This is a genomic window from Cupriavidus sp. 96C5-1 (assembly GCF_057798855.1).
The window spans coordinates 78,989-93,231 of the sequence record NZ_JBYOJU010000041.1; the positions used below are offsets into that span (position 1 = coordinate 78,989).

Sequence of the window (14,243 nt, forward strand, 5' to 3'; positions counted from 1 at the left end):
CCAGTTCCAGAATTTGGATAGCCGAGGCCGCTTCCATTCCACCCCTATTTCTCACCATTTCTACCCGATTGGGCGGTGAGGCATTGATCGTCCCTGAATACCATGAGGACAGAGAACCTGGTGGGCGTTATGCAGCGATAGTAACGGAATAAATCATGTCTAAAAACAAAAAAATCCCAGGTTCAGGCAGGCGAATCTTTCAATAGCAAGAGGTTGGACCATGAGAATCGGGCGCAATCATAGCGCTGCACGGCGATGGCCAATCAATGAGGTGACGCCAGTGAGGTGGGACGTTGCGACTCAGGAGGGTGTGCTGTCCGCAGCACCAGTACTACCCAATGTATCCAGCTGCACCACTCTTTTAGGTGGTGATCCAATCCGCCGCCAGCTCTAACCTACAGTTGTCCGGCTGAAGTATCAGACTCTGGTCGATGAGAAGTGAACGACATACGCAGGAGACAACCAGAATGCCCACCAGAGCTTTAGAGCAGATGTTCTCGCGACCGGAGAATGACGGCCGCGTCATGTCCGCTTGGGAACGATTCCAGTGCGGCCGCGAAGCCGATTCGAGCACCCTCCGGCGGCTGATCGACGACTCATGGCGCCGCTGCCAGCAAGCCAGCGTCAACCCGGACCGCGCCAACGCCCCGCTACCGATGTCCGAGGACAAGCTGCATCTACTGCGGGATCAATGCGCCGAATTGCTCGGCGCCAGCACGCCGGTGATGGCACTGGCGCGAGATTTCCTGACTGAGACTGGTACGGTGATGGTCCTGACCGATGCCCGCGGCACGGTTCTGAATCTGGAGGGCGATACCTCAACGCTGGGCGCCGCGGAGAACGTCCATCTGATCTCGGGGGCCGACTGGAGCGAGCCGGCCTGCGGCACCAACGCGATCGGCACAACGCTGGAGATCGGGCAGCCCGTGCAGATACATTCGGCAGAACACTATTGCGAGGGTATCAAGCGCTGGTCGTGTTCCGCTACGGTGATCCGCGATCCGCTCGACAACAGCACGCTGGGGGTGCTCGATGTGTCGGGTCTCACCACGTCGTACAGCCGCCACGCGCTGGCGCTGGTGGTATCGACGGCGGCGCGCATAGAAGGAAGGCTGGCGCAGTCCGAGTTGGACATCCGCTGCAGCCTGCTTGAGGCTTGCATCGAGCGCGTTACGGACAATATGAGCGATGGCGTTATCCTGTTTGATCGCAGAGGCAGGGCAATCAAGGCCAACGGTCTCGCTACGCAGATGCTGACCGAGCTGGGGCGCGCAGATGGTCGCCCTGCAGGACCGCGGCTGGCCGAGATCACGATCGGTGGCAACGGCGTGCCGATCACGCTGCCGGCGTGGGCGAGTCGTGACTGGCTGGAGCCGGTGATGGTTAGCGGGAGACAGGTTGGGGCGCTGCTGACACTGCCCTTCCGCCAGCGCGTGCGCGGCACGGCCTGGTCGGTTTCTGAGCCGGTGGCTGCGTCGTCCGACCGCTCATTTGAGCGCGTTATCGGCCACTCCGCGGCGATTCGGCAGACCATCTCCCGAGCCAGGCATCTGGGAAAGTCACGCGTGCCGGTGCTGCTGCTCGGCGAAACCGGGGTCGGCAAAGAGGTGTTTGCGCGCGGCATCCACGAAGCAAACGTGGACAAGAGCGCTCCATTCGTGGCACTGAACTGTGGCGGCCTCTCTCGTGAGCTGCTTAGCAGTGAGCTGTTCGGCCATGCCGAGGGTTCGTTCACTGGCGCAAAGCGCGGCGGGATGATTGGCAAGATCGAAGCAGCCGACGGAGGCACGCTGTTTCTCGATGAGATCGGTGAGATGCCGATCGACCTGCAGCCGCATTTTTTACGCGTGCTGGAGGAAAGCGAGGTTTATCGCCTTGGCGAGAACAAGGCTCGCAAGGTCAGCTTCCGCCTGATCGCGGCCACGCACCGTGATCTGCGCAGGCAGATCAGCGATGGCCACTTCCGGATGGACCTGTTCTATCGTATTGCGGTCACCAGCATCAACATCCCGCCATTGCGTGAACGCGCCGATGATATTCCCTTGCTGGTCGAGCACTACCTGAAACTACTGTCGCGGCAACACGGACTCGAGTCTGTGCAGGTGACGCCTGGCGTGCTCGAGCTGCTCCAGCACTATGCTTGGCCCGGCAACGTGCGGGAGTTCAGGAATGTGATCGAGAACATGCTGTTGACGGCGGGCACTACCCTGATCACCGAGGCAGATCTGCCGGTGGAGCTTTTTCAGACCCAGGTTGGCGAGCGCGAGCGAATGGCTGTCAATAACGGCCGTCGGCCGCGTGTCCTGACGCGCCTAGAGGCAGCCGAGCGGGGGGCGCTGTACGAGGCCATCCGGCAGTGCGAGGGCAACATGACTGCCGTGGCGCGTCACCTGGGGATCGCCAGAAGCACCCTATATCTCAAGCTCGAGCGCTTCGGTCTTGACGGCGTAGTTGATGAGTTGCGCAGCAGCTCGTCCGGTGGTCAAGTCATTCCGGGTAAGCCACCGGGTTACTTTGCGGCCAGCTTCGCCTCGTAGGCTTGGGGCGATCGATCGCATGGGCGTGCATGCAAACGCACCGGATTATGGATGCCCGGCAATGTACCAGGTGATATCACGCCGGGCCTCGGCATAATTCGCATACTGCCGCTGCCTCTCCATCTTCGGATTCAGCAAGCAGCGTTCAATAACGGAAGGCCCAGCATCCCTTGCAGTTCGTACTGCAAACGGTCGCGCGGCGCGCTTGCATCGCCTGGTACATCCGGCCCTCGGTGGTGCAGATCTGCGCGACATCCGATACTCGGGCTCTGTATTGTTCTGGCCAATCGCACTGCCGATCAATTCCATTCTCCGTGAATGGTTGATCGTGTTTACCATGGGCCGCCGTCGAAAACTAGCGCGTCTCAGCAGAACGCAGCGCACGATTCCGCCTATGCCCATCGGCATATCTCTTTAGCCGATTGGGCTGGGGCCTTGAAAATCCACACGACTTCTCGCTTTCGGCTGGCACCGGATTGTCGGCGGTGTCTTGTCATCTGTTTGCCTCGTCGATTGAGGTTGTGCTCCTATCGGCCTGTCCGGGGAAATCCAACCACTATCTCGCTCTGAACAAGATCGCAGCGAGTTTTCAGAATAGCGCTGCATCCTATTCATTACCGCATCAGGGTATTTACCGGGTATTTTGATAACGGCACTTCCAGTCCCCGATGTTGCGTCGCAGAATGTCCAGCGAGGCTTCTGATGTCTGTCCGGGAATCGGACAGTAAATCTGAGACGGTCTTTTCTGAAGGGAGTAAAAACGCAGTGAAATCAAGAAGATAGCATTTTTTTGCCGGCCTCTCCAGATCTGGCACGGGTTTCGCATTATAGGGACTGCGGAACTCAACCGACGCTACCCGGACATCGGGGGCAATGACTGCGAGATCAACGCTAGGAGACGGCACGATATGACGTTGCAAATCAACATCGATAACGGTGGGACGCTCACCGATATCTGTATATTGGATGACTCGACGGTCAGGAAGACCAAAGTCCTGACCACCCCATACGACCTGAGCAAGTGTTTTTTTGAGGGGCTGGAAAAGGCATCGGGCATTGTCTACGGAAAGCCGGACGTAAAGCGGCTGCTGGAAGAGGTGGACCTGATCCGCTATTCGACGACGCAGGGCACCAACGCCATCTGCGAACGCAAAGGGCCGCGGCTGGGGTTAATTGCCGATGCGAAAGCGCGCGATCTGCCGGTGCGTCTGGCCGAGCATGACCCGGATGTCTTCGAGGCGCTGGTCGGCGACCGCGTGGCTTTTCTCGATGCCTCGGCCGTGATGGGCGACCAGGCCGAGATCGACGTGGTCAAGGCAATTAACCACCTCACCGCGAACGGCGCGAACCGCCTGGTGGCGAGTTTCGGCGGTAGCAATTTCCTCGCGGTGGAAGACCGCTTCAAGAAGATTGCGTTGCGCAAGTATCCGCGGCACCTGCTGGGAGCCGTACCGATTCTGTACGGTAGCGATCTGACCTCCGACCATGACGTGGTGCGCCGCACCTGGACGGCGCTGATCAACTCGTTTCTCCATCCGGCGATGGAGGCGTTCCTGTTCAACGCCGAAAACCGCCTGCGCTCCTATCGGACGAAGAATCCGCTGCTGATCTTCCGCAATGACGGCGACGCCTCGCGAGTTGCCAAAACGGTAGCGATCAAGACCTACAGTTCCGGCCCGCGCGGTGGCATGGAAGGTGTTAAGGCTTTCTCGAAGCGCTACGGCTTCAATGACACCGTTTCAATCGACGTCGGCGGGACGACCACTGACATCGGCCAGTACCTGAATGGCGCGGTTGCCGAGGTACGCCGCGGCCACGTGGAGGGGATCAGTGTTTCGTTCCCACTGTGCGAGATCCTGAGCGCAGGGGCAGGCGGCAGCTCAATTTTCAAGGTTGTCAACGGCCGCATCGCCATCGGCCCCGAAAGCGTCGGCGCGGTGCCCGGCCCGGCCTGCTTCGGTCGTGGCGGCAAAGAGGCGACGATCACCGACGCCGGTTTGCTGTGCGGGTTGCTGGACCCGAAGTCATACTTCGGCGGCGATATGGCGCTCGATCTGGATCGCGCTGCGACTGCCATTTACATCAACATCGCCGAGCCGCTGCAGGTTAGTCCGGACGAGGCGATTCTGCAGATGGAGCACGCCTACGAAGAGAAGATCGCCGTCGAATTGCATCGGTTCACAACGATCTCGAAGGACACTGTGATGCTCGCCTTCGGCGGTGCTGGTCCGCTAAACGCCTGCGGTGTGGCGGAGAAGGCCGGTATTGATCAGGTGGCGATTCCGCAGATGGCAGCGGTGTTCAGCGCCTACGGCATCGGCGCCTGCGATATCTCGCAGCGTTACACGGTGACGCTGGGGGAGCACAGCACGGCTCGCCTGCAGGAGGTGCTCAACGCACTGGAGGTTAAGGCATCGCGTGACATGTTTGCCGAAGGCTGCGCTGCGGGATCCTACACGGTCGAGGCAAAGCTGGTGGCCGATTTGGGAGATGGGGAGGAGGCGGTGCAGTCGCTCGATGAGCCGCCGGTCTTTCCGACTGCATTCGCCAGAGCCCGCTCGGTTGAGCTGGAATTCAAGGCTGTCAAGGCGCTGCGTACCAATGCGTCCAGGACTGCCTCCTTCGCTAAGGCCAATCCTGCCCCGTCCGACGGGGTGCGCAACGTCCTCACGCGAGATAGGGGCCGCATTGACGTACCGGTCTACAAGTTGGCGCAATTGAAAGCCGGGGACTGGGCGAGCGGCCCGGCGATTCTCGAAGAAGACTATTTCACCTGTCGGGTGCTCGATGGCTGGGCATTCGCCATCAGCGATGCCGGCGATATTCTGCTTAACAGGAAGGGCTGAAGCCATGAAAGTGCTAATGACAGAGTATCTCCAGATCGATCTGGAGACCGAGAAATGGGAGTGCCGCGTCTGTGGGCATGTGATCGGACCGGCCAGCGAAAGCTACAAGGAAGGGCTGCTGGTGCATAACCGGGATCCGCGCGAGATCCACCCACCGATCATCGATCCCGAGAAATACCGCTTCACGTTCAGCCCCGATCCGGAGTGGGTGCGGATTCTCGAATATTGCTGCCCGGGCTGCGGCACGCAGGCCGAAGTCGAATATGCGATTCCTGGCCATCCGCCGCTGCACGACATGCAGCCGGACCTGCCCGCCCTGAAAGCACAGTGGGCGCGGCGCGGGGAAATGGGCGAGGCGGTGGTCGGTCCGGCCGTCGTGCCCGACCAGGGACACAACCACTGAACCCCTGCTGAACTGACTACCTGAACCGGCTCGGCGAGCCGAAGCGGAGGAGGTGTGCGCACCCGCCGCCGGGTCGGCGCACGCCGGTACCCATGAATTGAGGAGATAGCATGAGGCGAGTTTCTGTCGACATCGGTGGGACGTTCACCGATTGTTTCGTAGTCTGGGATGGCGAGTACATTGAAGCCAAGGCCCTGACCACCCATCACAATCTGGCGTTGGGATTCAACGAGGCGCTGGGCAAGGCCTGCAACGTGCTGGATCTGCAATTGGAGCAGATTCTGTCGCAGGTCGATTCGGTGCGCTACGCCACCACGCTGGGCACGAATGCGCTGATCGAGCACAAGGGCCCAAAGATCGGAATGCTGGTGACGGCTGGCTTTGAAGCCACGGTGCCACTTAGCCGGGCACGCGGCTATGGCGAAGGTCTGGACAACCTCGGCCAACAGGACATGCCCAACGCGCAGCGTCCAGACCCGCTGGTGCTGCCACACATGATCTGCGGTGTGCGCGAACGGGTAGATTTTCAGGGCAAGCTGGTGATGCCGCTGGACGAGGACGATGTACGCACGCAGATCCGCTTGCTGGTGGACAGGGGTGCCGAGATCATCGTTGTCGCTCTGGTCAATGCGGTGGTGAGCCCGACACACGAGCAGCGTATCGAGGAAATCCTGCTGGAGGAATACCCATCGCACCTGCTAGGCGCGATCCCTGTGATCTTGTCGCATCAGGTGGCGGGACGCAAGGGTGAGTACGTGCGCGCTACCTCGGCGATCGTCGATGGCTACCTGCACTCGACGATGTACCACGCGTTGTCGGCGTTGGAGCAGAACCTGCGCGCGCACCGCTATGAGAAGCCGATGCTGGTGATCCACAATTCCGGCGGTATGGCACAGTTGAACTCGACCGATGCGCTGCAGACCATCCACTCCGGCCCCGTCTCTGGCATAGGCGCGTCCGAGCACCTTGCGATGCAGGCCGGTCTGGGCAACGTCGTGGCCACCGACATGGGCGGCACCAGCTACGACATCGGCATCGTCGTTGACGGCGGCATCAAGCACTACGACTTCAACCCGGTGATCGACCGTTGGCTGGTGTCGGTGCCCATGGTGCACCTGGTGACGCTGGGCGCCGGCGGCGGCTCGATTGCCAGCTATGACCGCATGTACAACACCGTCAAGTGCGGTCCGGAATCGGCTGGCTCCGACCCCGGTCCTGCTTGCTATGATCGCGGCGGCATGCGGCCGACGGTGACGGACGCAGACCTTGTGTTGGGCTATCTGGACCCGAAAAACTACGCAGGCGGATCGATCCCGCTAAACCCGCGCCGTGCCAAGGCGGCAATCGAAGACACGCTCTGTGACGACCTCGACTGCTCGGTCATCGAAGCGGCGCTGTTAGTCCGCGAGAAGGTGGACGACAACATGGCAAACGGGTTGTTCACCGAGTTGCGCGCACGTGGCTACAACCCGAGAGACTTCACGATGCTGGCCTACGGCGGCAATGGCCCTCTGCACTGCTGTGGCATCGCACAGAATCTGGCTATCGACAAGATCCTGGCGCCGCCGCTCAGCTCAGTGTTCTCGGCGGTGGGCGCCGGCAACATGCATCAACTGCATATCCACGAGCAGTCGCTGTACATGGTCTTGTACGACTCAAACACCCGTCACCTGTTCGATGACTACGACCGCTTCAACAGCATCGTCACCGAGTTAAAGGAATTGGGCACGCAGGACTTGCTACGCCAAGGCGCTTCGCGCGAGGATATTTGCCACAACCTGGAACTGGACATGCGATACGGCAATCAGCTGGTGCAGACCACGGCGGTGATTCCCAATCATGAGGTGCATGGCCCTGGCGACGTGCTGGCACTGATTTCGCAGTTCTCAAATGATTACGGCAAGCGCTTCGGCGAGGGTTCGCAGGCACCCGAGGCGGGCATTCGCATCAACACCATCCGCGTGGCGGCCTTCGTGCGGCATGAAACGGTGCAGTTCGAGGACATCAAACCACTACCTCCCGAGCAGCGCATGGTGCCGCCGCCTCCGGCTAGCTCGCGAAAGTGCTACTTCGTGGGCCATCAGGGTTCGCTAGACACCCCGGTGTGGAACCGCGCCGACATCAAGCCGGGTGTGCAGATCTCGGGGCCGGCCGTTGTCGCTTCCGAGGTGACTACCTTCTTGGTCAACCCAGGATGGAATTTCGTCGCAGCGCGCCAGGGCGCCTCCTGGTTTCTGCGTGCCTGAGCGCGGCCGCAACGTCATCCAACACTCACAATTGCAGGACTGAACATGAGCGAACTTAATGTGCCGGTCAAGGCAAAGACGCCCAGCGCCGAGGAAGTGGCGCTGATCAAGAAATTTCTCAACGACACAACGCTGTTCCTCGGGCCCGACCCCGAGATTATGCAGAACCACGACCTAATGCCGCGCACGGCGGACGAGGACGTAGCCATCCAACAGGTCAGCGACGCCCACACTGTCGCCAAGATCCGCGACCGCATCCAGGCAGGCTGCGACGAGGGCTACGAGATGGTCGAGCAGATGGGCGCAGCACCCGGCGCCAAGTGGGGCGACGTGATCACCGGTGTGTATTCCGCCTCGGGCGATCTGGCGATTGCCAGTGCGGGCGGGGTGCTGATCTTCTCGGCACTGGTGCACCATCCGATCAAGTTCATCGTCAAGAACTGGATGAACGACCCGACTGTGGGCGTGCGCGAGGGCGACGGATTCATCCACAACGACTCACGCTACGGAAACGTCCACAATACCGACCAGAGCATGATCCTGCCCATCTTTCACGAAGGGAAGCTGGTATGCTGGGTCGCGTCCACGGTGCATGAGGGTGAGAACGGCGCCATTGAGCCCGGCGGCATGCCCTCGATGGCCGAGAGCCCTTGCGACGAGGGGCTGAAGATGTCGCCTTTTAAGGTGGTTGAAAACTATCAGATCAAGCGCGACATCCTGACCTTCCTGCAGAACTCTGTGCGCGAGCCCAAGCTGCAGTACGAGGATATGAAAGTCAAGCTCTTTGCCTGCCTGCGCATTAAGCAGCGCCTCGAGGAGACATTGAATACCGATGGCCCACAGGCTCTGGTTTCAACGCTGCGCCTGACAATGGAGAATGTCCGTGCCGAGGTCAAGCGCCGCATTAGCGAGTGGCCTGACATGACGGTGCGCACCTATATCATCCAGGACTCGACGCTGCGCGAGAACTGCGTGGTGAGAATCAATTGCCAGCTCACCAAGACTGGCGATAGGCTGATCTTCGACTTCCGAGGATCCAGCCCGGAATTCACCAATCGCGCCACCAACACGATCGTCGCCGGGCTCAAGGGTATGCTGGCACAGGTCTTCCTGTGCTATGTCTGGCCGGATCTGCCGCGCGGCCAGGCGGCGTTCGCGCCAATCGAGGTCATCACCGATCCGCATTCGATCGTCAACTGCTCGTATGCAGCGCCGAACTCGCAGAGCCTGATGTCGATCTTTACCGGCTTCACCGCCGGTCAACATGCGGTGGCCAAGTTCCTCTACAGCTGCCCGGAGAAGTACACCAAGGTTCATGCGCCAACCTTCAACATGATCAACACCTTCATCTGGGGTGGGGTCAGCCAGCACGGCGAGACGCTGGGCAATCTGTGCGCGGACCTGAATGGCATGGGCGCGGGTGCGACGGTCGATCGCGACGGCGAGCATGCGTTGGCGCCGATCTTCGCGACCATGGCAGACATCGGCGAGCAGGAACTGAATGAGGAGGAAGTGCCGTTCCTTCAACTCGTCTCGAAGAAGATGACGCGGGACGCCATCGCCCCCGGCAAGTACCGCGGTGGTCAGGGCTACACCATGATGGTGGCCACCAAGGACAGCGACCAGTGGGGCTTCATGACCGTTTGCCAGGGTGCCAAGATCCCGCCCATCCAGGGCCTGTTTGGTGGCTACGCCTGCGGCGCATATCCACTTTGCAAGGTGAAGGACGTCGATGTGTACGACGTACTGATGAACGAGCCGGAGAAGTTCAAGCACTCGATTGAGGAGATCATGAACGAGCAGCCGTTCGAGGGCGCAAGCTATACCACCCACCACATGGGAATGGGATTCGAGATATCCAAGCGAGGCGAGCTTTTCATGATCTCGCAAGGAGCAGGCGCCGGCTATGGCGACCTGCTGGAGCGTGACCCGGCTGGTGTCATCAAGGACATTGAGGACGGCCTGATCTCTCCGGGCGTAGCCGAGCGGCTCTACAAGGTGAAGTTCGACCCGGCGACACTGGCTATCAATCACGAGGCAACGCAGGCCGCGCGCGATGATGAGCGCAAGGCGCGTATCGCTCGCAGCGTGCCGTTCAAGGAATTCGTCAAGACGTGGAACCAGCCCAAGCCGCCGTCGCACATGCAGTATTTCGGCTGTTGGGGCGATGACGTGGACACGCTCTACGTTGGCAGCGCCGATAACACTCGCAGCGCAAGGGAGCCCAAGCCTAACTACATGCGCAATCCCAAGGACGTGCGCATCGAGGAGTTGGAAACCCGACTGGCCGTTGCCGGCGTGCTGAAGGACGCGAAGCAATGAGCACGCCATTCGCCGAGTTGTTGCCGCGCTCGGCGGGCAGTAGCGCGATCCGTGTGTGGCTGAAATCCTCGGCCTACACGAAGCGCCTGCTGCTCGGCGCGGACGATGCGGACCCGTGGGGAAGTGCCGCGGGCTTCCTGGCCTACTTCTCACAAGCACACGGCCTGCTGAAGCCGGACGTGGCGGTTATCGAGGTCGGTGATCTCTTCGAAGCCTGGAGCAGGCGCGAGGGCGGGCTCGCGGCTCGACTTGGAAGCCGTCGCCGGCCGGCGACGGCGCTGCGCAAGCTGCTGGAGCCCGCGGCACCCAAGGCAGTGCTGGCTGAAGTGGTAGAGGCGGTGCTGGCGCACTTGCGTGGGCAGACGCCGCTCGTGTTGGCGATGCCATCGCCGCGCGCGTGGCTGATGCATACCAACCGGCTGGCCGGTGGCGCCGACGAAGACCTCGACCTCGACCTCGATTCCGTTGAGGATGCGGCGATGTACGTGGCCGACCTGATCCGCTCGGTCTCGACCTTCCCGATCTCGGGCCTGCTGCTGGAGGAGCAGGCGGATGACAGAGACCTCGGGTCGGACTTTGTCGAGCCTTACCGGTCGGTGATCAACGTTGCGCGGCACTATCGCTGGTCGGTGGCGCTGCGGCTGCCCGTTTTTGCCCAGGTGCCGGCCGAGGCGATGGCCGGGCTCGACGCGGTGATCGCCGGGGCTGGAGGCTATGACGGCTCACTTCCGTTCGGAAGCGACATCAGTGCGGCGTTTGCGGCCGGACAGGCCATTGCACCGGCTCCGACCGGACAATTCCAATTCGTTGAGATCGCGCCGGGGCTGCGACCCGAGGCGGTGCTTGAGATGTTGGCGCGTCTGCGAGCCCTTTCGGCGTGATGCTGTTCATGCCGTGCCAGTTATCAACGAAGGCGCCCGCAGGAGCGGGGCGGCTTCGTCCTGCGAATGCATTCGGGCTGCATCCACAGGCGTGTCATAGTCGGCGGCATGCTGCCGATTCTGGCGCTGACACTGGCAGCAGTGCTGGCCGGCACTGGACAGCCGTTGGTGGATGGAGGTGTGCTGGTCTGCCTGATGCTGGCCACGGTCCGATTGATCTATTTGGCGGGGGGGCTAGTCCCCCTGTCTAAGACGTTACTCCAGCCAGGGATCGTACCTGCGTTGACATCCCGCTTTTCAGGAGGGTTTTCGATGAATCTCATTTCCGCCACGCCGCCCGTAGCGGGCAAGGTCCCTGTCGATCGCATTCCGGTCAGCCTGCTCACCGGCTTCCTGGGCGCGGGCAAGACCACTTTGCTGAACCATTGGGTCCACCAGCCAGGCATGGCTGGCGTGGCTGTACTGGTCAACGAGTTCGGCGAGGTCGGCATCGATCATCACCTTGTCGACGCCGTCAGCGACCGGATGTTGCTGCTCGACTCGGGCTGCCTATGTTGCAATATGCAGGGAGATCTGGTCGCCGCGCTGAAGAGCCTGTTCACGCGTGTCGCCCGCCGCGAGATTGCGCCGATCACGCGTGTAGTGATCGAGACCACCGGTCTTGCGGACCCGGTGCCGGTGCTCTACACACTGATGGAAGAGCCCTTTGTCTGTGCGCGTTATGTGTGCGCTGAGGTCATCACGGCGATCTCGGCGACCCATGGGCTGGAGCAGTTGCACGAATACGCCGAGAGTCGGCGACAGATCATGGCAGCCGACCGGGTGCTGATCACCAAATGCGACCAGGCGTCTACGGCGGAACTGGGGCGGCTTGAGGAGGAGTTGCAGTCGCTAAACCCACAGGCGAGCCGTGTTCAGGTGCGTCACGGTGTTGCCGATCTTGGCGTGTTACTGTCATCCACCGGTGTCTACGGTCGCACCGACCTGGCACCTAGTTTGCAGGCGTGGCTGGGCGCCGAGATTGCGCGCCAGAGCGAGGCCGCAGGGGGTATCAGTGGCGGTGAGGTGCCCAGATCAGGACGCTATCTGCCTCAAGCGCACAAGCGCGGACGCCATAGTGCCCATGTTCACAGCTTCGTCATCACTTTCGACCGGCCAGTGCCGTGGTTCGGCTTCGCGGTCGCGATGGGGCAGATCCTGCGCCGGCATGGTGCTGCGTTGCTGCGTGCCAAAGGCTTGATGTGCGTGGCAGGCGATGCGCACCCCCGGGTCGTACAGTGCGTGCAGGACGTGGCCTATCCGCCGGTGCGCTTGCGGGCCTGGCCGCACGAAAGGCCGTTTGAGGATGGTCGCGGGCGGCTAGTCTTCATCGTCCGGAATCTCGCTTCGGCGCAGATTGAGGCGATCCGCGCCACGTTCGCCGACCTGCCCAGTGACATCGCCGCGCTACGCGCAAGTGTCGCCGACTGGGAGCTGCCGACACGCTGCTGGCTCTCGCAGCGTGTACCGATGATTGCATCTTCGACGGTGCAGCATGACGCATGGCTGATCCAGCCACGGCACTTCCGTACCCTGACCAACGACCGCTGAAGGGAACCGTATGGGTGTATCCAACGAGGACAGTGGACCGTGGCCGGTCCGCAGTCCGGGCGAGGATGAGATGGAGTCGCTGATCATCCAGGTCAAGTGGCCGGCAAAGGGCTGGCGTGCATTTGCTGCCGAGGCCGATGCGGTCTGCGTCGGGCAGAGCAGCGGGGGGCCTCGCCCCCGGACAGAATCTGCTCGTCGCTGATACTGCGGGTCGCCCCTTGAGCTGAATGGGCGCTCGGCGGCCCGTTCGGAAGTCCCGATGCAACTGGCCCCGAGGTTGCATTCGCCCTAGGCAACGCTTCAAATGTGTGCGAAAGCGGCACCATCGCCTGCCGCTCCTCGCTTGGGACAACGCCGCGCACCGGCACGTGAAACTGGACTGCGCCTGGCAACTGAAATTGTGGAGATGAGAGATGACACGTGAAGTGGTGGTGGTGAGCGGCGTGCGGACCGCGATCGGTACCTTCGGCGGCAGCCTGAAGGATCTTTCCCCGACCCAGATGGGTGCCATGGTGGTGCGTGAAGCACTGGCCCGCGCCCAGGTCAGCGGTGACGATGTCGGCCATGTGGTGTTTGGCAACGTGATCCAGACCGAACCACGGGATATGTACCTCGGCCGGGTGGCGGCAGTGGAGGGCGGCGTCACCATCGACGCGCCGGCACTGACCGTCAACCGCCTGTGCGGCTCGGGCCTGCAGGCCATCGTGAGCGCGGCGCAGTCCATCCTGCTGGGCGATACCGACGTGGCCATCGGCGGCGGGGCGGAAAGCATGAGCCGTGCGCCGTACCTGGCGCAGTCGGCACGCTGGGGGGCGCGCATGGGCGACGCCAAGATGCTCGACATGATGCTGGGCGCGCTGCACGATCCCTTCCATGGCATCCACATGGGCGTCACCGCCGAGAACGTGGCCAAGGAATACGACATCAGCCGCATCCAGCAGGACGAGGCCGCGCTGGAGTCGCATCGCCGTGCGTCGGCGGCGATCCGCGCCGGTCACTTCAAGGACCAGATCCTGCCGGTCACGCTGAAGGGCCGCAAGGGCGACGTCACCTTCGACACCGACGAGCACGTGCGCCACGACGCGGTCATGGAGGACATGTCCAAGCTCAAGCCGGTCTTCGTCAAGGAGAATGGCACGGTTACCGCGGGCAATGCCTCGGGCCTGAACGACGCCGCCGCCGCCGTGGTCCTGATGGAGCGTGCCGAGGCCGAGAAACGCGGCCTCAAGCCGCTGGCCCGCCTGGTCTCCTACGCGCATGCCGGCGTCGATCCCAAGACCATGGGCATCGGCCCGGTGCCGGCCACGAAGAAGGCGCTGGAACGCGCTGGCCTGACCGTGGCCGACCTCGACGTGATCGAAGCCAACGAGGCCTTTGCCGCACAGGCCTGCGCCGTCACCAAGGCGCTCGGGCTGGAT

General features: G+C 61.9%; 8 protein-coding genes. All 8 read left to right on the top strand.

Features of this window, described 5'->3' with window-relative positions:
- The first annotated feature begins 467 nt into the window (after positions 1-467).
- Entirely contained in the window at positions 468-2,537 is a 2,070-nt protein-coding gene (locus AC3FOF_RS33755) for a sigma-54-dependent Fis family transcriptional regulator (RefSeq protein ID WP_488729065.1), read from the top strand.
- A gap of 908 nt (positions 2,538-3,445) precedes the next feature.
- A complete protein-coding gene (locus AC3FOF_RS33760) occupies positions 3,446-5,383 on the top strand; it encodes a hydantoinase/oxoprolinase family protein (protein WP_488729066.1) in 1,938 nt (645 codons plus the stop codon).
- A 16-nt stretch (positions 5,384-5,399) separates the two neighbouring features.
- Positions 5,400-5,786 (top strand): acetone carboxylase subunit gamma, encoded by a 387-nt coding sequence (locus tag AC3FOF_RS33765; RefSeq protein ID WP_017226736.1) that lies wholly within the window; start codon positions 5,400-5,402, stop codon positions 5,784-5,786.
- Between the two features lie 110 nt (positions 5,787-5,896).
- Positions 5,897-8,032 carry a hydantoinase/oxoprolinase family protein gene (locus AC3FOF_RS33770; RefSeq protein ID WP_488729067.1) on the top strand — a complete coding sequence of 712 codons (2,136 nt, stop codon included), beginning with the start codon at positions 5,897-5,899 and terminating at the stop codon, positions 8,030-8,032.
- 45 nt (positions 8,033-8,077) lie between these two features.
- Positions 8,078-10,354, top strand: coding sequence for a hydantoinase B/oxoprolinase family protein (locus tag AC3FOF_RS33775; protein ID WP_488729068.1), 2,277 nt, complete (start codon positions 8,078-8,080; stop codon positions 10,352-10,354).
- Positions 10,351-11,235, top strand: coding sequence for a hypothetical protein (locus tag AC3FOF_RS33780; protein WP_488729069.1), 885 nt, complete (start codon positions 10,351-10,353; stop codon positions 11,233-11,235). Before AC3FOF_RS33775 ends, AC3FOF_RS33780 begins: the two co-directional genes overlap by 4 nt.
- A gap of 312 nt (positions 11,236-11,547) precedes the next feature.
- Positions 11,548-12,825: a CobW family GTP-binding protein gene (locus AC3FOF_RS33785; protein WP_488729070.1), complete on the top strand. Its 1,278-nt coding sequence runs from the start codon at positions 11,548-11,550 to the stop codon at positions 12,823-12,825.
- Positions 12,826-13,238: 413 nt separating this feature from the next.
- A partial coding sequence (gene bktB / locus AC3FOF_RS33790; RefSeq protein WP_488729071.1) for a beta-ketothiolase BktB occupies positions 13,239-14,243 on the top strand: 1,005 nt, incomplete at its 3' end.